Source organism: Parabacteroides sp. PFB2-10 (assembly GCF_029893085.1).
Classification (GTDB): Bacteria; Bacteroidota; Bacteroidia; order Bacteroidales; family Tannerellaceae; genus QVMG01.
Genome location: NZ_JARXWI010000003.1, coordinates 234,026 through 256,415, shown reverse-complemented (window position 1 = coordinate 256,415; position 22,390 = coordinate 234,026). Strand labels below are relative to the sequence as shown.

The window sequence follows — 22,390 nt, the reverse complement described above, 5'->3', positions numbered from 1 at the left end:
AAAGATAGCAATGAAACATATATATAAAGGACTCGTATTTTGCGCCATATTCGCCTGCTGTTCCGTACATGCCAATTCTCAAGAGGCACTACAGGATATAATGGGTGATCAGGTAGAGGGCAAAGTACAAGTAGCATTTCGCAGCGTGGATCAAGAAGACCTTTTAGGAGGTGTTTCTTCGGTCGACGTGGAGGAATTAACAAAGAAAGCCTATACCACATACAGTTTGGATTTTTTGGAAAACGTTGTGGGTGGTATGAATGGTAATCTATGGGGCATGGGCTCTTACCTGGTTGTTGTCGACGGGATGGTACGTGATGCAAACAACGTGATTCCTACCGAAATCGAACAAATCACCTTATTGAAAGGGGCAGCTGCAGTAGTACTCTACGGTAGCCGTGGCGCCAATGGTGTACTTCAGATCACAACCAAGCGTGGGCAAATGGGCGATATCCGCATCGATGTTCGTGCCAGCACCGGTATGTACGCAAATAAATCTTATCCGAAATATTTGGGTTCTGCCGAATACATGACACTCTACAATGAAGCACGTGTAAACGATGGATTAACACCGAGCTATAGTGCAGAAGATATCTACAATCATGGGTCAGGTATAAACCCATACCGTTATCCGGACTTGGATATGTATTCTTCTGATTATATACGAAAGATGTATAACCGTTCGGAAGGTATTGCGGAAATCTATGGAGGTAACGAAAGAGTAAAATACTACACAACGACCGGTTATTACAGGGAGTCTTCGGCATTGAAAATTGCCAATGCAGCAGACAACTATATCAGCCGCTTCTTTGTGCGTGGTAACTTGGACGTGAAATTGCATGAACTGATCACAGGCCAGGCCGATGCGAACGTAACTTTTTACGACTCGTACTCTGCTGCCGGCAGCTGGTGGTCGAATGCTGCCACATTACGTCCTAACCGCGTTTCTCCCCTTATCCCGCTTAGCTACCTGGAAGAAAACGATATTCCGTCATGGAATACGATCAATGCCAGTAACCATATTATTGATGGTAAGTATTTCTTAGGAGGTACACAGCTCGACCCGACAAACCCGATCGCAGCCTCGTATGCTGCCGGTGACAGTAAGTTTGTAAGCCGTCAGTTTCAGTTCAATACCCGTTTCGACGTGAACCTGAAACCTCTGTTGCAAGGGTTGTTCTTCCGCGCTAAGTATGGTATCGACTATGCTTCGACTTACAATCAGGGTTATTCAAACGAATACGCTACCTTTGAACCGGTATGGACTAACTATGCAGGGAAAGATATGATCGCCAGCGTGACACAGTATGGTAACGACAGTAAGACAGGTAATGAAAACATCAGCAACGCGGCTTACCGTTATACCTATAATGTGTCGGCACAATTCGATTATCAACAGACATTTAATGACGACCATAATGTATTCGCTATGCTTATCGCGAATGCTTGGCAAACGCAGCGAAACGGAGAATACCATCGCTTGAGTAATGCCAACTTAGGTCTGCAGGCATCGTATAACTACCAACAGAAATATTATGTTGATTTCAGTGCAGCGATACCCTATTCAGCTAAATTGCCGGAAGGTAATCGTGCCGGTTTCTCACCAACATTGACATTAGGATGGCGTCCGGTGAAGGAAAGCTTCTTCGATAATACCGCTTTCGACGATTTGATGGTGAATGTATCTGCGGGTATCATCAATCAGGATATCGACATTACCGGTGGTAATTCACAAGGATTCTACCTCTATAAGGCTATTATGCAACGAGGCGGCTGGTATTCCTGGGGTGACCTTGGAGGTGAAGCAGCTACGGAATTCCAAAGTGGAGACAATATGAATATGACATTTGTGAAACGGAAAGAAATAACAGCAGGTTTGCGCGGTTCGCTTTGGAACAAGCTGATTTCCTTTGATTTCAACTATTTCACAAATAGAGTAGATGGAGCTCTTGCTCGTCCGACTTCACTCTATCCTATTTACTTTACGCAAACAGGATATCCTTCCTCATCGATTATTCCGTATATCAATTACAACAATGACAAACGATCTGGTTTTGACTTCAGTGTGTATGCGAATAAGAAAGTAAGCGAAGTGGATCTGACATTAGGCGTTAGCGGTATGTATTACACGGCTGAAGCCGCTCGTCGTGACGAAAACTATGCATATGACTATCAAACACGTGTAGGACGTCCACTGAGCAGTCTTTGGGGATTAGAAAGCTTAGGTTTCTTTAATAGCCAGGAGGAAATTGACAATTCGCCGAAGCAGTTTGGAACCGTGAAACCGGGTGATATTAAATATAAAGACCAGAACGGTGACGAGGTGATTGACTCCAACGATGAGATATTCTTGGAACGCTCAGGTACTCCTTTCCGTCTGGGAGTTAATTTCACGGCTAAATGGCGTGACTTTACCCTGTTTGCTATGGGTAATGGCTTTTTCGGCGGATATGGTTTTAAGAACAGCTCTTACTACTGGGTTCGTAGCGACAATAAGTATTCGGAAATCGTACGCAACCGTTGGACAGAAGAGACGAAAGCGACAGCTACTTATCCTCGTCTGACCACAACAAACGGTGAAAACAATTTCCGTAACTCTGACTTCTGGATGTACGATAACAGCCGCTTTACGCTGGCACAAGTACAACTAACATACGACCTTCCGAAGCATCTCTTGCAAAATGCGGTTGTCAAAGGGTTAAGCATCTATTTGAGCGGTCATGACCTGCTGACTATTTCAAAAGAACGCAAACATCAGGAAATGAATGTGGGAAGTACGCCGCAAAGACGCTTCTACAACCTGGGTGTTAAGTGTAGTTTTTAATGATACAATCAGCTAAAATGAATACAGTTATGAAGAATATAAAAAAAGTAGCTATACTTGTATTAATAGTACCCTTGATCTCTATGCTGGCAAGTTGCGGCGACCTGTTCGAACCAACTATAGAAAATCATAAAGATAAGGAGAGTTTGTATAATATGCCCTTATGGGCTGTTGGACTACTCGGTCATGCCTATATCAGTAATCCATTAGGTTCATATTCATTCAATGACGTGGCTACCGACGATGCCGTGTCGAATGACCCGGCCAATAGTTACCGTACGATGGCTACCGGTTCCTGGCGTGCCAACAACAATCCGATGGATCGTTGGCAGTACCTGCGTGCTTCGTGGCAATATCTGAATCAGTTTCTTGCCATCGCCGATGATGTAAAATGGGCACAAGACGAAGTGGCAGCCGAATTGTTTAAAGAACGTATGAAGGGTGATGCCTATGGTATGCGCGCACTTTATATGTACCACCTATTATTGAACCATGGTGGATGGGCTACCGACGGACAATTACTGGGTATCCCCATTCTGACCGAACCGGAAGATCTTACTTCTGAATTCAACCTGCCCCGTAACACATTCCAGGAATGTATCAACCAGTTGAATGCCGACGTAGAATTGGCTATTTCATTACTGCCGGAAGATTATGGTTCAGTAGAAGATGATATTGACGTTCCTGCTAAATATCGCTCCAGAGGGGTTACGGCAGGTCAATACACCCGCGTGTTTGGTGATAATGCCCGTAGCCGTATGAGCGGACGTATTGCGAAAGCGATTCGTGCCCAGGCAGCCTTATTGGCAGCCAGCCCGGCTTATACCGAAGGAACGACTGTTACCTGGGAAGATGCTGCCAACCAAATGGCTATCGTATTGAATGGCTTAGGTAGCAATCCTATCGCAGAAATAGATCCGCTGGGAAACCAATGGTATGCCGTTAGTAAAACAATTGAGAATTTGCAAGCCGGTGTGAATCCGAAAGAGATACTGTGGCGTTCGAACAAAGAAAATAACAGATCACTGGAAGAAACACATTATCCTCCTACCCTGTTTGGTAAAGGACGTTTGAATCCGACTCAGAATCTGGTGGATGCCTTCCCTATGGCGAATGGATATCCTATCTCAGAAGGCGGTAGTGGATACAACGCAAACGATCCGTATGCCAACCGTGACCCGCGTCTCGATCTGTATATCATCCGGAATGGTAGCAAAGCAGGTCCACAGAGCAGTACGATTACAACAGCTTCCGACGGTTCGGACAATAATGCGCTGAACAAAACAGAGACATCCACACGTACCGGATACTACATGAAGAAATTGTTGTGTCAGAGTGTAAATGCGAATCCAAGTTCCGCGACTAATGCTTACCACTATAAGCCGTTTATCCGCTACACAGAAATCTTCTTGGGTTATGCGGAAGCAGCGAATGAAGCATGGGGACCCACCGGTACAGGAGCACATGGCTATTCTGCTTATGATGTAGTCAAAGCTATCCGTGCCAGAGCAGGCGTTGGTAAAGATAATGGAGATGCCTACCTGGAATCCATAAAAGGGAACAAAGACAAAATGCGTGAATTGATTCGTAATGAGCGACGTTTGGAACTTTGTTTTGAGGGTTTCCGTTTCTGGGATCTTCGCCGTTGGAAAGAAACGTTGACAGTTCCCGCAAAAGGGATGAATATCAATGGAGGGAAATACAACGTACTTCCTGATGTTGAAACACGTTCATATCAAGACTATATGTATTATGGACCGATACCATACGGTGAAGTAATCAAGTTTAGCAACCTGCTTCAGAACAAGGGTTGGTAATCATGTCGAACGATTAATAAACAATAAAATGAAAAGAGCATTATTTCTATTATTAGCAATAACTGGTGTCATGTTCACCTCTTGCGAAAATGGCGATTGGGAATTTCCTGATTACGAATATACCGCTGTGTATTTTGCGTATCAAAGCCCCATTCGTACCATTTGCTTAGGCGAGGATATATTTGACACCACGCTGGACAATGACTATAAGTGTCAGATCATGGCAACGATGGGTGGTGTTTATAAAAACAATAAGAACATCGAAATCGGTATCCGTGTAGACAATTCATTATGCGACGGACTTGTTTTTGATGGTACAGACAAGGAGGTTACTCCTATGCCCTCAAATTATTATTCGCTCTCATCTGATAAGATCGTTATTGAAAAAGGCAAATTACTGGGCGGTGTAACCGTGCAGCTGACTGATGCTTTCTTTAACGACCCGAAATCAATTACAACTACCTATGTTATTCCGGTTGTTATGACAAGCGTAAACAATGCAGACAGCATTCTTTCCGGTACTCCGGTGGTGGCTAACCCCAGACGTGCAGTTGCTGACGATTGGGATGTAGTACCGAAAGATTACACGCTTTATGCTGTGAAGTACATTAACAAGTGGGAAGGTAATTATCTGAGACGGGGAACGGATGTGGTAACCATAAACGGAGCAACCGAAAATGTAACACGCAAGCACCAGTATGTCGAAAAAGATGAGGTGTTCGGGTTGAACACAATCTCATTAACCGACACTGAGTTTCCGATTGTTTATGCAAACGCTGCAGGACTGGATCTCCCAGTATCACTCAATCTCGCTTTCGACAACAGCAATGCATGTGCCGTAACACCGGTAAATACCTTGATACAGGTGAATGACAGTGTTCGCGTTTATAACATAACGGCGAAAGGCAACGGACGTTTTGTTGAACTGGGCGAGAAGAACAGTTGGGGTAATCAGGACAGAGACGCTCTGTATCTGGAATTCGAAACGGGATTTGAGGTTGAAATGACCTTCCCCAAGAGTGGGAAAGAGACCATTCATGAAAAGCACCATTATGTAACGGATGATATTTTGGTTGCAAGAGACAGAGGTATGAAAGCTGAGTGGTTTACACCGGCTGAGAAATAACAAGTAGTTTCTTACGATAAAATAAAAAAGATATGAAACATACAAAATATATTTTAGGAGCTTTCGTCCTGGCCAGTATGGCGATCACATCCTGTGTGGATGATTCCGCATTAGAATATGATGTAGAAAAGCCGGCTTCCATTACGCAAATGGAATACCTGAATGACTATGACGCATTGAAATCCTATGTGAACCGGAGTACGGATCCCAACTTCAAGTTGGGTTCCGGTGTCACCGTGAGTGAATATGTCAAAGAGGGATTGGTATACCGTATGTCTAATTCCAATTTCGACGAACTGACTGCAGGCAATGCGATGAAGTATAGTTCTATTGTGAAAAATGACGGGTCAATGGACTTCTCTAAAGTGATTGGATTTGTTCAGGCAGCAAAAGCTGGAGGAGCAACTATTTACGGGCACACATTGGCTTGGCATGCACAGCAGAACAATAAGTATCTGAATAGTCTGCTTGCAGATAAAGAAATAGAAGTGGATCCAGACGATGCTGATCCGGCTTTACGCATGGTTGTTCCTACGAAGGGATCCAACCCATGGGACAGTGAAATTTACTATGACCCAGCTGCTCCTTTGGTTGTTGGTCAGGAGTACACGATCAGTATGCGTATCAAAGCCACCAATGCCACCAATGTTAATTTCTGGCCGGGTGTTAAAGGAGGTGCTACACAATATTTACCTGGTTTTGCTGCCGGTGAACAGTGGGCGGAAGCCTCTGTTACCTTTACAGCCAATTACGCTTTAGACAGACTTCGCTTCTGTTTTGGTACATTTGAAGGAGAGCTTTTCTTCGATGATTTGTCACTGAAAGCCACAGGAAGTGACGAGAATTTAATCGCCAATCCTTCTTTTGACGAAGAGAGTCTGACCGGTTGGAGCAAACCGGGTTGGCATAGTTACACCTTTGGTATCGTTGCCGTTGCCCCAGGACCAAGCACCTATTGGGTGAACCTGGTAAGCAATAGTAATTGCGAAGGCAACGATGTTTCCTGTTTCTTTGCAACAGAAAAGAAAGATGGTCCGAAAGCAGCCTCTTTTGGTGCAGCCGGTACGGGTGCTGATGGTGTTGGACGCGCGATTGTTATAGAATCAGGCGATGATCCGACCAATGCATGGGATACACAGTTCTTTGTGAAGGTACCTCATACTTTTGAAGAAGGTGAAGCGTATAACTTCAGCATGAAAATCAAAGCTAGCAAACCTGCAACTATCACCTCACAAGCACACAACAATCCTGGAGGTTATTTGCATTACGCTATGGTGGGTTCTCCACAGGTAACTACCGAATGGCAGGAGTATAAAAATTCGGGAGTTATTTCAGGGAGTCAAAAAGGAATGAATACGATTGCATTCAACCTGTCTGAGTCTAAGGTGGCTACGACTTATTATTTCGATGATATCGTTTTCGAAAAACAAGAGTCCGGGAATACCATTCCGTTGACCGACGAAGAAAAGGCCGAAGCATTGACCGGTGCAATGGATAGATGGATCGCCGGTATGATGACAGCTTGTGACGGTTACGTAACAGCTTGGGATGTTGTCAATGAAGCTTTATCAGGAAGTGACGGTGATGGCGATGGCAAATATGATTTACAATCAGCCTCCAATGGCGATCCGGCTGCCAACTTCTACTGGCAAGATTACTTAGGTGATAACGACTATGTTCGCACCACCGTAAAACTGGCTCGCCAGCATTTTGCTGAAAGCGGAGGTAATCCATCGGATCTGAAACTATTTATCAATGACTATAACCTCGAATCTTGGTGGGACGGTAACGGTAAAGCCAAGAGCTTGGTGAAATGGATTGAGCAATGGGAGTCGGATGGCGTAACGAAGATCGACGGTATCGGTACACAGATGCACGTAAGTTACATCTTGGACGCAGCCGCTCAGAAGAGCCAGGAAGAGTCTATTGTGAATATGTTTAAATTGTTGGCCGCAACCGGCAAATTAATCAAGATCACAGAATTGGATATGGGTATCACAGAAAAGGCGTTTGCGGCAGGTATCAAAACAGAAGATATGACGGAAGAACACCATAAAGCAATGGCCGGTTTCTATACCTTCATCATCCAAAAGTATTTTGAGCTTGTTCCAGCCGCTCAACGCTATGGTATCACGCAATGGGCTGTCACTGATAGCCCGACCAGCTCCAGCTGGAGAGGAGGCGAGCCTATCGGTTTATGGGATTTGAATAATAACCGAAAGCATACCTATGCCGGGTTTGCAGCCGGTTTATCGGGACAATAATAATAATAGTCTTACTTAATAAACAGAGGGTCTTTGATCCTCTGTTTATTTTTATAAATCATTTATCATGAAACGAATTATTTACCTCATAGCCCTATGCCTATGTGTATTATCGGTAAAGGCACAGTCTCCTTTTCAAAGCCGGGTAGTCACGGATACGATTTACAGTGAGGTGTTGAATGCCAAGCGGGCATACAATGTACTCCTTCCTGCGGGTTTTGATCTGAACAAAGGCAAAACCTATCCGGTGCTCTATCTGTTACACGGCATGTGGGGCAACAATACCGACTGGACAGGTCCCGGACGTGTCAAAGATGTGATGGATCGATTAACCGCCAGCGGAGAAGCCTGCGAAATGATCGTCATCACGCCCGATGCAGGCGGAGGTGACCCCAATGTGGTTCAGAATGGCTATTACAATATGCCGAACTGGGCTTACGAAACCTTCTTTTTTACCGAGTTTTTGCCTCACGTAGAGAAAAAATACCGGGTAATAGGCGATAAACAACATCGTGCCGTGGCAGGTCTTTCGATGGGTGGCGGAGGAGCTGCCGGATACGGTCAACTCCATGCCGATAAGTTTAGTGCCGTCTATGCGATGAGCGCCCTGATGGACATTCCCGAAGTGGGAGCTGCTCCTGCCAACCAGGCCGACGGACCGATGGCGAAACTGACCCGTTCGGTGATCGACAACAGCTGTGTAAAATATGTACAAAAGGCCGACGAGGCACGCAAAGCGCTACTTCGTTCGGTTTCCTGGTTTGTTGACTGTGGCGACGATGACTTCCTGCTCGACCGCAACATCGACTTCTTCCGTGCGATGCGCCAGGCAGGTATTCCCTGCCAGTTCCGTATCCGCGACGGAGGACACGATTGGGAATACTGGCATTCGGCTCTCTATACCTGTTTACCATTTGTTTCACGCATATTCCAGCAGCCTGCGAAAGAGGAGTTCCATGTGTATCTATGCCTGGGACAATCGAATATGGAAGGAAATGCCCGGATCGAACCTCAGGATACCATTGGTGTCAGTAAACGTTTCCAGGTGATGCAAGCCGTAGACTGTTCGGATCGTGGACGCACGAAAGGAGAATGGTATAAAGCCGTGCCTCCGTTGGTACGCTGTCGCACCGGGCTTACCCCCGTCGATTATTTCGGGAGAACCCTCGTGGCAGAACTGCCTGAGCATATCAAAGTTGGCGTTATCAACGTTGCCGTAGGTGGTTGTAAAATCGAATTATTCGATAAGGAGAATTTCCAGACGTATGTAGACAGCTCTCCGGACTGGCTAAAGAATATGGTAAAAGAATACGATGGAAACCCATACGCCCGCTTGGTGGAGTTAGCCATTAAGGCACAGAAAGAGGGTGGAGTGATCAAAGGCATTCTGTTGCACCAGGGTGAATCGAATACCGGCGACCAGGAATGGCCTAAAAAGGTAAAAGAGGTGTACGATAACCTGCTCAAGGATCTTAAACTATCTCCGAACTCTGTTCCGCTGCTTGCCGGCGAAGTGGTGCATGAAAAGCAGGGAGGCGTTTGCGCTTCCATGAATGCGATCATCAACACCTTGCCGGAAGTTCATCCCAACAGTTATGTTGTTTCTTCGGCTGATTGCGATGTGGCACGAGACAATCTGCACTTCAATGCTGCCGGATACAGAGAACTGGGAAGACGTTATGCAAAACAGATGCTTTCTATCTTAGGATATTAATCTCCAAGCATATACAAAAAAAGGAGGCTGAATCAACAGTCTCCTTTTTTTGTTTCTATTCATCCCCTTTCCCGTTTAGGCGTTCCTCCATGTAAACCGTTGGTGGAACCCCATACAGTTCTTTAAAAACGGTCGAGAAATTGTTTGGATCCGAAAAGCCCGTCAATTCGGCTATTTCTGCGATTGTATATCGCTTTTCCGACAAAAGATTCGCCGCTTGCTTTAAGCGCATATTCCGAATAAAGTCGCGTGTTGTCTGGTTGGTCAGTTCCTTCAACTTACGGTGCAGATGCACGCGGCTGATGCCTATTTCATTACAAATCATGGTTACCGTCAGGTTCGGATTAGAAAGGTTCTCATTTACCACCCGCATAACACGCTCCATCAGCCTGTCGTCTGGTGAAAGCATATCGATCTTTTGCAACTTGTCCTCCTGGTGTTGTTGCCCGCTAAAGGTATTGCGCAGGCGTTCACGGCTCCGGATCAGGTTCTTCACCGTTTTACGCAGGATCTCCATATTGAATGGTTTTGTCAGATAGGCATCAGTTCCTGTATCTAACCCTTCTATGTTGTCGTCATCCGTTGTTTTGGCGGTAAGGAGAATAACAGGGATGTGATTCAGGTTTACATTCTGTTTTATCTTGCGGCAAAGCGTAAAACCATCCATTTCATTCATCATCACATCGCTTATCACCAGATCGGGCATTCGTTTGAATATAAGCTCCAATGCATCCTTTCCGTTATTGCTTTCCTGTACATGGAATTCATCCGACAATTCTTCACGGATATAACGACGTATCTCTTCGTCGTCTTCCACAATCAGTATGCGGCTTTTCGTGCGCGAACGGCCGACAGCCTCCCTCTCCTGATCCATCATCTCTTCCGGATCTATCATCTCCTCTACCGGAGAAGAAACGGTAGCTTCTTTTTCCTCCTTTTTCCCTATATCTTCGACACGCAAATGGTCGCGTCCCATAGGCAAACGAATAATGAAACGTGTGCCGGGTGCCTCGTTCGGATTACTTTCTATACGGATATCCCCCTGATGCAATTCTACCAACGAACGGGTGAGTTGCAGACCGATACCTGTTCCCACACCGGAATTGTTCACATTGTTGCGTATCTGGTAGAAACGTTCGAACACCCGCTCTCTTTCCGCCAAAGGAATACCAATACCATTGTCGGCTATGGTTATTTCGGCATACCGGCTCAATGGACCATCCACCTCTTTATCCTCACCCGTAGCCAGATAGACATCGATATGACCTTGGTTGGGCGTAAACTTAATCGCATTCGAAAGTATGTTTAGGATAATCTTATCAAAACTTCCGGGGTCGACCCACAAAAACAGCTCGCCGGTTTCCTCCGGATGATGGCATGTCAAGGTGATATTTTTCTTTGAAGCATCCTGTGCAAACGCATCACACAGGTCATCCAAGTATTTCACAATATCTGTTTCATAATAGACAAAAGACATTTGCTTTTTGTCGATCTTACGAATATCCATCAATTGATTCATTAACTTCAGGATGCGTTCGGCACTATGATAAATCGTATGGTAGGTTTTTTGGCGCACCTTGTCCGTATCGCTACTCATCAGCTTCTGCAGCGGACTGATGATAAGTGACATCGGTGTGCGTATTTCATGCGAAATATCGATAAAGAATTGCAGTTTGGCTTCGTTGATCTGTTCGGCATGTACATGCTGCATCATCTCCTGACGCATACGGTAGCGATGGCGTATCTGCATAGCAATACCGATTACGACACCTATGGTGAAAAGCACATAGAGGAGTTTGGCCCACCACGTAGCCCACCAGGGCGGACGGATATGGATCATAATCTCTTTTACATCCGACTCGATCGTATAGTCCACCACTTTCAGGCGGAAGCGGTAGGTGCCCGGTATCAGGTTGCTGAATGAAACCCGGTTGGTTCCGGCCGACAAAGCAACCCAGGCATCGTCATTCATCGCATAGTAGTAAGTCATTCGTTCGGGGTCGGTCAATTCCTGTGTCGAGAACTCAATGCTAAACGCATTGTCTTTATGGGACAGATGGAATTCTTCTGCTTCGAACACCGGAGCATCAATAATATCATGCCCATCACTCAACATCCCCTTTCTGACCGGTTGATTATGTAAGTAGAAGTCCGTAATGCGTACGGTCCATTTCTTCGCCGGATTAATTATTTCCCACGGATTGAAATAGGTTATACCATTCATTCCGCCAAACCAGATGTTGCCTTTATTATCCTTAAAGGAGGCATTTTTACTAAATTCATTCCCCTGCAAGCCATCACCTACATAGTAGTTGAAAAACTGCTGACTCTCCGGATATAGTTTTGAAAGTCCCTCATTGGTACTTATCCATACATTGTGCTGTTCGTCTTCCTGAATAGCGTAAATAGCATTACTCGGCAAGCCGTCGGCTGTGGTGTATGAACTCATTCGCTGCGTCTGGGGATCCCATTTGAAAAGTCCTTCAGCACTTCCTATCCAGATAATCCCCTGGTGGTCTTCAAAGATGGAATGAATGATCTGTTTGACCAGCATCTTCTGAATCTTAGGTTCTTCGGCATCCGGAATGATGCTGTATAAACCATCGTATGTGCCCGCATAAATGATATTATCCTTTGAATGCCTCAAACAGGTAACCCAGGTATTGATGCCCGCATTCATTTTCCTATTGTACACGATCCGGTCGGTCTTCAGATCATAATAGAACAAGCCGCTACCCATGGTGGCGATCCAGAGCCTCTGATCATTATCTTCAGCAAAGTCATATACGCGCGGTACGCGTTTGCCATCGTGATCCAACAGGTCTTTCCGGTACGTACACAACCCAGTCTCTTTGTCTAACTTGCCCATGCCGTTGAGAAACGATCCGCACCACAGGTTGTGTTTCGAATCCTCATACAGGCTAAATACGGTAGAAGGCACAGAAAAGGGGCTGTCAGTTATCTTGTAATGCACTTTTTGTTTTCCGTTTTCCGTAACCCCATAAATACCATCGTTGTCGGTGCCTACCCACATAACACCTTCATGATCTTTAAAAAGAGCCGTGATGCAATTGGAACCGACAATATTCTTATCAATGGATTTATACCCCATATACTTAAAACTATTGGGTTGTTGCGGAATCTTCATCAATCCTTTCTGGTAGACACCAAGCCATAAATTGCCTGCATTATCTTTCAATATAGCATGTACTTTGGAGGTTTTGGAGTCAAAATAGGTATTATCGAAGTCATAGTTTATTATTTGCAACGTCCGGCTGATAAAGATTTTAATGCCTTTTCCATCGGTTCCCATATAGAGTTCGTTCTGGCTGTTCGAATAAAGGGTTTTAACCGGCAGGTTCAGTTGTTCGCGACTCGAGATGTTCACGAAACTATCCGTATCCACGTCATACTTAAACAAGCCGTTGCCCATGGTAGAGGCATAGATATCGCCGTTTTGATCTTCACATATACTGGAAGCATTGAGATTCGTATACTGTCTTATTTGGTTGTCGGCATCCATCCGGTAGATCCCTTCTTCGCCCCGCATCATCCAAAGGGTATAGTTCCGGTCTTCAATAAGCGTACCCACCATAGAGGTTGGGATAGGCAGAGAAAGCCGCCGCACAAACAAACGGTCGTCATGGATGATTAACCCGCACAAGGCGTTACCTGAAAGCCATACTTCACCATTTTTACGCTCCAGAAAGTCGGTCACATTCCCCTCGAACGTTCCCCCGTGTTCCCATGTCGCAGGGGGAGTAAAGCGGTCAAGCTCCGGATCATACATCTGCACCCCACTATAGGTTCCTACCACCAGATGCCCTTTCGAATCCTCTGCGATAAAATTGACATAGTTGTGCATCAACGAATGAACATTCCCCGACTCATGTCGATAGATGGTAAACTTGGCACCGTCGTAGCGGTTCAATCCATCTTCCGTAGCAACCCATATCATCCCATTACGATCCTGATACACCCTATTAATCAGGCTACTGGAAAGCTCTCTGTCGGCCGTATACAGTTTGGCAGATTGTCCGTGGCCCCATAGTGGTATAATCAGTAAAAGGAATAAAGTGAATCTTTTTCTCATGTGGTTTTTATTACTATATTATTCGCGCTTTTGCAAAAATAACTTAAATCAGCTATAAATCCTATCTTTTAACAAGACTTTTTCCTGAATAACCCGACATGTCATGTTTTTAAAGGTTTGAAGGAAATAGGAATTGGGGAGGGATTCATATAATGTAAAATGTGAAGATTCAAGGAGTAGCGAAATAAGTATCCAAAAGCTCCCCTTCTTAGAAAAGAAGGGGGTGGACCATCGCTTGCGATGGTGGGGTAGTTTGATGTATTAAAAATCACACATTTGTTCTGTTTTGTGTATTTGTGACTATCAAAGAAATAGGAAAAACATTTATAAAGAATTCAAATTACCCCACCGCTGCAAGCAGCGGTCCCCCCCTTCTTTTCTAAGAAGGGGAGCTTTTAGATACTGATCTGATATACCTTGTATCTTCAATTTCTTTCCGATTTGAAGATCTCACCGTTCACTTTCGCACGTCAATCTCCCAAATGTTAAAATACGGACTGTAAGCAAAACGGCTGTTTTGCTTACAATCCCATACGTTAAAAAGTGTTTCTCCCGGGAGTTTGTCTCCGAAGTCCCGCTTTTTTGCGCGCAAAATCCCGCGGAAATTACAAATCGTAAATTGAGGGTTTCGGCGGGAATGGGTGTTTTAATGTTTGTTTACATTACTGCGATATGGTTGAAGATTTACATTGGGATATAAACATATGTAATGTTTGGAAGAGATGGGGAATAGGAGAGGGTGCTTTTCAAAAAATGTTAATCCGTTTGGTGAATGTTTCATAAAATTAAGTGATGTATAGTCCAAAAAAATAGAAATAATGTCTAATGAAAGTTCCTTAAATATAAGATACACAAATAAATAAATGCATATTGATTTTTTGGGTGTTTGTATGTTTTTTGTATTTATATGGACTATTTTATTTCTGAAAAATTAACAGATTGCTTTCCTTTACACTTTATAACAACTTGTGAAAAAACACTTAATCTAATCTGATTACAATTATGGAAAAGAAAACAAAGTTTCCTGGCAGGCGATGGGGTATCCTATTTCTGGCCAGTAGTGTCTTGTTCAGTGTGAGTGCATCCGATTTTACACGCCCGACAAGTGGTGGTGAAGAGGAAAGCATCTTGTCCGTACAACAACAATCAAAAACAGTACGTGGTACAGTGACTGATGCAGAAGGGTTTGAGCTTACAGGGGTGAATGTCGTGGAAAAAGGAACGACAAATGGTACCACCACCGATGTGGACGGTAAGTTCTCACTTACGGTGACCGGATCGAATCCGGTGCTTCAGTTCTCTTATGTAGGATTTAAGTCATTGGAAGTAGCTGTTGGAAATCAGCCAACCGTGAATGTGCGTATGCAGGAAGATTCACAGCTGATGGATGAAGTGGTGGTGATTGGGTATGGTACACAGAAGAGAGCGGATGTGACCAGTTCGGTGGCCACAGTGAAGGCAGAATCCTTTAATACAGGCTCTATTGTGGATGCCGGGCAGTTGATTCAGGGTAAGGTGGCCGGTTTGCAGATATCCACAGCATCAGGCGACCCTACGCAAAGCACTTCAGTTATGCTTCGCGGTAACTCATCAATAACCGGGACTCAGGATCCGCTTATCCTTATTAATGGTGTTCCGGGCGATTTCAGCACGGTGTCTCCGCAGGATATCGAATCGATCGATGTGTTGAAGGACGGTTCAGCAACGGCTATTTATGGTACACGTGGTACCAATGGTGTAATCATTATCACCACCAAGACTCCTCGTCGTGAAGCGCCTACGAGCATAGAATACAACGGGTATGTTACGGCTCAGACTTTTGTCAAAAAGGCCGATTTTATGGACGCTTCCGATCTTCGTCAGCGTTGGGACGAAGGATATAGTTTTATTGGTGCGAATGATAGGGATTTTGGCTATGATACAGACTGGTTGGATGAGATTTCTCGCACCGGCTTTGTGCATAACCACGATCTTACCTTCCGTGGAGGTGGCAAAAATACCAGCATTATAGCTAACCTTACTTATGCCAAAAATCAGGGAACCATGAAAACGATGGAGACGGAAACCACGCGTGGTCGCTTTGAGTTTGTTCACCGTATGTTCGACGATAAGTTGATCTCTACCGCTTCGGTTATCGCCGACGAGCGTCTACGAAGCCGCGATTTCAATACGGATATCTACCGTTATGCCCTTATTCAGAACCCAACGCAGCCGGTTTACAATCCGAACTATGGCACAGGCGAAGCAGTTTGGGATGAGACTCCGAACAGTATCTATTTGGAACGTCCGATCTACTTCTATGATAACCCCGTGTCGATTGTCAACGAACAGAAAGGTGAAGTGCGTACCCGAGGTCTGCGTTTCAATGGCTCGTTGGATTTCCGTCCGATAGAAAGCCTCTCCTTAAAGATGACCTACTCGCGTACGAATAATAACCAAATTACCGGTAGTTATACCACCCGTTTGGCCGCGAGTTCAACAGAAGGTAGCACGAACGGAGCAGCTTCCCGTAGCACCAATAATTCGGTGAGCAATCAGCTCGAACTTATCGGCACCTGGAATCAGACTTTTGGCAAACATACTATTGGCGCAGTCGCCGGTTATTCCTACTATGACTATACGTACGAATATTTCTCGGCTAACAACTCCAGATACCCTACCGACGCCTACCTTTGGAACAACCTGGATGCCGGTCTCGGTGTGAAAGAGGGTATCATCACATCGCCTATGAGTTCCAGTAAAAGCTCTAACAAGTTGATCGGTTTGTTCGCCCGCGCGACCTACAACTATGACAACCGTTATCTTTTGATGGTTTCCCTGCGTCACGAAGGTTCGTCTCGCTTCGGTAAAGACAGCAAATGGGGTAATTTCCCCAGTATCTCGGCCGGTTGGCGTCTGGATCAGGAAGGCTTTATGAAAGAATACTCCTGGATCAACCTATTGAAACTGCGTTTAGGGTTCGGTGTCACAGGTACCGACGCAGGCAGCAACTACCAGGCTTTGGCTTCAGTAGGCTACAGCGAGTATTTCCTCTATCAGGGCAAATGGATCAACCAGTTGGGACCTGTGCGTAACGCGAACCCCAATTTGCGCTGGGAAAAGAAAAATGAATATAATCTGGGAGTTGACTTCGACCTGTTTAAAGGCCGTCTGGGTGGTGCCATTGACTTGTATAAACGCGACACCAAAGACCTGCTCTACAACTACAGCGTACCTTCTCCTCCTTACCAAACCGGAAGCCTCAGAGCCAACGTAGGTGAGATGACCAATAGTGGGTTCGAGATTATGATAAACGCTGTTCCGGTTCAGACGAAGGAGTTCCGATGGAGAACGAACATGTCTTATTCCACCAACAAGAACAAACTTGTTTCCATCGATAATGAGGAGTTTAAGATGACCGTCGACTATTTCGACACAGGACATACGGGTGAACCTGTTCAGCAATACACTCACCGGGTGCAGGTAGGCAATCCCATCGGTAACTTCTATGGTTGGAAATCGGTCGGTGTCGACAAAGACGGTAAATGGGTAGTAGAACGTTTGAAAAAAGATGAAAACGGGAACATTACAGAACGTTATTATGGTTTGGCGGAAGAAGCCAATAATGATGACAAGCAGATCTTAGGTAATGGTATTCCCAAACATTACCTAAACTGGAACAATACGATCTACTGGAAGAACCTCGACCTGTCGATCAATATGCGTGGCGCGTTCGGCCAAAAGATCCTCAACTATCAGGAGATGTTCTATGCCAATGCAGGTACCCTCTACAACTCGTTGAACAGCGCGTTTGACCTGCATCCTGTAGTGGACGTAGCCACCGGACAACCCACCGGCGAGAGCCATATCTTGACCAGTGCGCAGTCATATGTCAGCCACTATGTGGAGGATGGTAGTTACTGGAAGATCGATAATGTGACCCTTGGTTACTCGTTCAATCTGAAGTCAAAATATATCAACAGATTGCGTGTTTATGCGGCGACCCAGAACCTGTTAACTATCACAAGTTATTCAGGACTCGATCCCGAAGTTAGGATTTCCAGCCGTCGCAGCGGCGGTTCGACCATTATGGATGCCGGTTCCGACCAGCGCGACAAATATCCAACCCTTCGTTCATTTACTTTCGGGGTTAATGTGACATTCTAACAACTTTAAAATGTAATAAAATTATGAAAACGAAAAGCATATATAAATGGGGAGTATCCCTACTGTCACTTTGCCTATTTACAGGTTGTTTTAATCTCGACGAAGAGGTCTTCTCAGAGATTACCGAGGCGTCATTTATTCCGACCGAACAAGACATTGCCTCTGTTTTGGCAAAGGCTTACCAGCCCATGCGTCAGTTCTATGACTGGTACGGCGAATTCGACGCGCAGGAAGAACCGGCTGACGTTATTATTACCCCCGAACGTCCTACCGGATGGGTCGATGGCGGTATCTATCTTCGCAATCACCAGCATAAATGGACTCCGCGCGATGGACACGTAACCGGTCCTTACGGCCGCAGTATCAATGGTGTAAATAACACGAATCGTATCGTGGCTCAGATTGAATCGGGTGCATTACCCTTTACTGACGAAAATCAGAAGGATATCATGCTCACCGAGTTGCGCGCTATCCGCGCTTTCTGGTATAGCCGCTTGTTGGACACGCACGGCAATGTTCCTATCGTGACTGATTTTACCGACACCACAGTACCTTTACAGTCTACCCGTCAGCAGGTGTATGATTTCGTGACAAGCGAACTCGAAGCCGTTATCGCTTCCGGATTATTGTCGGAAGAGGTAAATGCGAATACGTATGGACGTCTGAATGTGTGGGCGGCCTATATGACCCTTGCACGCGTTTATCTGAATGCCGGGGTTTATACCGGTACACCTCAGTGGCAGAAAGCTCTCGATGCTGCACAGAAAGTGATCGATTCGGGAAAATACCAACTCTCCGCCGACTATTCCGATAACTTTAAGGTTAGTACGGACTACACCAATAAAGAAATTATCTGGGCTATTCCCCATGATGCGGTGTATGCTCCGTTCCTGATGTACCGTAAGTGGTTTGCATCGGGTTGGGGTCGTGCTTTTGGCAACTCGTGGGGTGGATGGAGCGGTTCGTGCGCGAATCCTCAGTTCATCAACTCGTACACTAACATACGTGAAGGCGAAGAAAACAAATTGATCTCGGATGATAAACGTTTTGAAAAGACTTGGATCAACGGCAATCAGTATCAGGATTTTCCGTCGATTACCGGAACGGTGCTTTTCTGCCCGATCAATCACGTTCCTGCTATGACGGCTCCGACAGTACCCGCTCCCACGCCGGATAACCCCAATGCGACCAAAAAAGATGTTAGTGAAAATTACGGTTTGCGCGTAGGTAAGTTCGAAGCCAGAAACCAACCTTCGACTTCCGTTTGGGCGAACGATGTTCCTTTTATCCGTTATGCTGAAACGCTGATGATTAAAGCTGAATGTTTGTTGCGTATGGGAACAAGAGAAGAAGAAGCGGCCGCTTTGGTTTCGCAGATCCGTGCCCGCGCGTTCGACGATCCAGCTCAGGCAACGGTTGACGCTGCTTATCTGAAGGGTAATACCGTTATGAAATATGGAACCCTCGACCTCAATGGCAATATCGATGTGCCCGGCGACCAGACGCCGGTCGTGTTGGGTGGTTTGTATGACGAACTCGGTTGGGAATTTGCCTGCGAAATGCAGCGTCGTCAACAGATGATCCGCTTTGGAACATTCACGACAAAGAACTGGTTCAACCACGTGGCAGAGCCCGGTAACGAATACAGAACTCTCTTCCCTTTCACTTACAACGTGCTCAATACCAACCAGAATATGAAGCAAAACCCCGGATATCCCAGTGAGTAATGGGTCGGGAAGCTGAGTGCAGAGTTGAAACAAAATCCCGGCTATAATTAATCAATTGTAGATAGATAGTCTCGATGTCCGGTAAAGGTTTATTCGAATCTTTACCGGACTTTTTCTTGTTTGGGTTTTCTAAAATAATTAAGCTATTTTATTAGACAATTGTGCTACGCGAAGGGGGGAGGATTATCTATGTTTGCTATCGATTACACTTTAATTCAAATAGAAATAATATGAAGAAGCTAAAAAAACTACACCATATTCTGATATTAGAACTGTTACTGATTGCTTTAGGCATACAGAGTTGCAAAAACGATGATCCTATACTTGTTGACTCTGTGAAAGTAGAAAAATCGGAAATAATTGTTCAAGAAACAGGCGGAGTAACTGAAATCAGTTTTACAGCTTCGGGCAAATGGACTTCCGAAGTGTCAGCCGATTGGATTGAGCTGGATAGAAAAGAGGGTGTGGGAGCATATCTTACCAAGGTAAATGTTACTGTAAAGAAAAATGAAATAAAAGAACCGCGTAGTGCAATTATTTATATTCATTGTGGTACAAGTAAAGGTAAAATCACCATTACGCAAAAAGAAAACACAGCCCCGATAGGCAAAGAAATCGATCCCAAAGATATACCTGACTACGAAAAATACCATAAACCGGGAGAGTTCTCCAATATGAATATGTTGTTAGAAACGTCTAAATGGTCATTTTTCCGCTACAAACAGAGCGAACACTTCTTTGTGTTTTGGGAAGCAGGCTTTGGCAATAACCCCAATAGCTCTGATGTGCCCGGCGAATTGAGGGTAGACATTGATGACCTATTAGTAAAGGCTGAACAATTCTACAAAACTAATATTGAAAAATTGAAGTTTGCCAATACTGGTAGCGGTGCCTCCAATCTTGATAAGTACAAAATGCAAATATATATGCACTACACGACGGAATGGATGGCTTACGGTAGTGGATACGACGATGTGATTGGCGCTTTGTGGGTAAATCCCAGCACTTGCCATCCGGTGGGTTCGACCATTGCACACGAAATCGGACACAGTTTCCAGTATCAGGTATATTGTGATAAAGTAGCACAAGGTGCTCCTAAGGATTTTGCACAAGGTTTCCGTTATGGCTACGAAGGCAGTAACGGTGGATGTGCCTTCTGGGAACAGTGCGCGCAATGGCAATCGTTCCAGGATTATCCGAATGAATTATTTGGCTACCACGTCAGCGTATGGGAAGCAAACTGTCATCGCAGCTTCGAACATGAGTGGATGCGTTATGCGAGTTATTGGTTGCCATACTATTGGGCGCAGAAACACGGTATAGAGAGTGTTGCTGAAATTTGGAAACAATCGGTCAAACCCGAAGATGCTCTCTCTGCCTATATGCGTCTTTTCTGCAACAACAAGGTAGAAACGCTATACGAAGATATGTATGACTATGCCACACGCATGGTGACCTACGACTTGGATGTAGTGCGCGATTACCGTCCCTCATCGGCCGGAAACTATAAAACCAAACTGTTTAGCGCAGGCGATTACTATCAGGTAGCTTATGCCAGTTGCCCGGGAACAACCGGATTCAACGTGATAGCACTCAATGTACCCGATGCGGGAACAACCATCAAAGCCGACTTCGTTGGGTTGCAACCCGGAAGTGTATTGGCTGCCGATGATCCGGGTTCTATGATCGATGGCGATGGCAATGTCGTTGGCACTACCCGCTATTACAACAACCACCATGTAAAAGCAGGATGGAGATACGGATTTGTAGCCATTGTAAACGGCAAAGCACGATACGAGCCTATGCACAAAGAGAGCGAAAGTCAAATAACGTACACCATTCCTGCCAATACCACCCGACTATACCTCGTAGTGCAGGGTGCCCCCGCACAATATGTCATACATGGCTGGAACGATAAGGAATCAGACGATGCACAATGGCCCTACAAGGTGAAGTTCGAAGGAACTGATTTATTGGGCAACTTCAACATAGATCCCGATGCCGACATAAAAGATATCTCTTTCACCTACGACCTGATATGCGACGCAACCAAGGCGGATTACATATTAGGTTCTATCGACTTGCAAGGCAATGGCGATCTGCAGAAACTGCTACAAGCCTTCGTGCTGCCATCGCAAGTATTCAGTGGAAATACGTTGCCCATTGCCAGCGGGAATACTGTTGAACCCAAAGAGGGTAAAATCGTATTAGGATTATTACAAAGCGATGGTAGCTATTCGTACTCCTACACCGCTAATGTCGGTTTCTATTGCACAGCTGCGGGTAACCAAGGGTCGTGGGGAAACAACGACCCATTATGGTTTGAATACGACAAAGAGACATTTATAATCACCTACGGGCACAAACCGGGATTCAGTGTAGCCGGAAAGAAGTACACCCTCAAACCCACGTTGGTTTACACCAAAGACAATAAGCAATACAAAGCAACCTTTGTTCTTAATATGCAATTTTAATGGATCTCTCTTTTCTTTCTGTTGTCCATTTTGCAAGTCTTTTTCGTAAATAAAAATGTGATAAATAAATGAAATGAAAATATAGTCTTGGAAGTTGAAAAAATAATCTATTTATTTTTTGTAATATCTTGTGTGTGTGCCTGTTGGTGATGCTGATTTATTCTCGAATTATAAAATAATTAAGCTATTTTATTAGACAATTATA

9 protein-coding genes are annotated in these 22,390 nt (G+C 45.0%); 8 read left to right on the top strand and 1 reads right to left on the bottom strand.

Annotated elements, in window-relative coordinates:
• Positions 1 to 10: 10 nt before the first annotated feature.
• From M2137_RS04235 to M2137_RS04215, 5 genes are all read left to right on the top strand, one after another.
• Positions 11 to 2,824: a SusC/RagA family TonB-linked outer membrane protein gene (locus M2137_RS04235; RefSeq protein WP_280765214.1), complete on the top strand. Its 2,814-nt coding sequence runs from the start codon at positions 11 to 13 to the stop codon at positions 2,822 to 2,824.
• Positions 2,825 to 2,853: 29 nt separating this feature from the next.
• Positions 2,854 to 4,641 carry a RagB/SusD family nutrient uptake outer membrane protein gene (locus tag M2137_RS04230; protein ID WP_280765213.1) on the top strand — a complete coding sequence of 596 codons (1,788 nt, stop codon included), beginning with the start codon at positions 2,854 to 2,856 and terminating at the stop codon, positions 4,639 to 4,641.
• Between the two features lie 28 nt (positions 4,642 to 4,669).
• The gene (locus M2137_RS04225) at positions 4,670 to 5,767 is read left to right on the top strand and encodes a DUF5627 domain-containing protein (RefSeq protein ID WP_280765212.1); all 1,098 of its coding nucleotides are present in this window, start codon (positions 4,670 to 4,672) and stop codon (positions 5,765 to 5,767) included.
• A 32-nt stretch (positions 5,768 to 5,799) separates the two neighbouring features.
• Positions 5,800 to 8,031, top strand: coding sequence for an endo-1,4-beta-xylanase (locus M2137_RS04220; RefSeq protein WP_280765211.1), 2,232 nt, complete (start codon positions 5,800 to 5,802; stop codon positions 8,029 to 8,031).
• A 67-nt stretch (positions 8,032 to 8,098) separates the two neighbouring features.
• Positions 8,099 to 9,745, top strand: a complete 1,647-nt coding sequence (locus M2137_RS04215; protein ID WP_280765210.1) for a sialate O-acetylesterase — start codon at positions 8,099 to 8,101, stop codon at positions 9,743 to 9,745.
• 55 nt (positions 9,746 to 9,800) lie between these two features.
• Here M2137_RS04215 and M2137_RS04210 read toward each other — a convergent pair whose 3' ends face one another.
• Entirely contained in the window at positions 9,801 to 13,838 is a 4,038-nt protein-coding gene (locus M2137_RS04210; RefSeq protein ID WP_280765209.1) for a hybrid sensor histidine kinase/response regulator transcription factor, read from the bottom strand.
• A 1,002-nt stretch (positions 13,839 to 14,840) separates the two neighbouring features.
• Here M2137_RS04210 and M2137_RS04205 point away from each other — a divergent pair.
• The 3 genes from M2137_RS04205 (at position 14,841) to M2137_RS04195 (ending at position 22,185) form a co-directional block, all read left to right on the top strand.
• A complete protein-coding gene (locus tag M2137_RS04205) occupies positions 14,841 to 17,984 on the top strand; it encodes a TonB-dependent receptor (RefSeq protein WP_280765207.1) in 3,144 nt (1,047 codons plus the stop codon).
• Between the two features lie 23 nt (positions 17,985 to 18,007).
• Positions 18,008 to 19,711 carry a RagB/SusD family nutrient uptake outer membrane protein gene (locus tag M2137_RS04200; RefSeq protein WP_280765205.1) on the top strand — a complete coding sequence of 568 codons (1,704 nt, stop codon included), beginning with the start codon at positions 18,008 to 18,010 and terminating at the stop codon, positions 19,709 to 19,711.
• Positions 19,712 to 19,941: 230 nt separating this feature from the next.
• On the top strand, positions 19,942 to 22,185 hold the full coding sequence (locus M2137_RS04195) for a DUF6055 domain-containing protein (protein ID WP_280765204.1): 2,244 nt from the start codon (positions 19,942 to 19,944) through the stop codon (positions 22,183 to 22,185).
• The last annotated feature ends 205 nt before the right edge of the window (positions 22,186 to 22,390 follow it).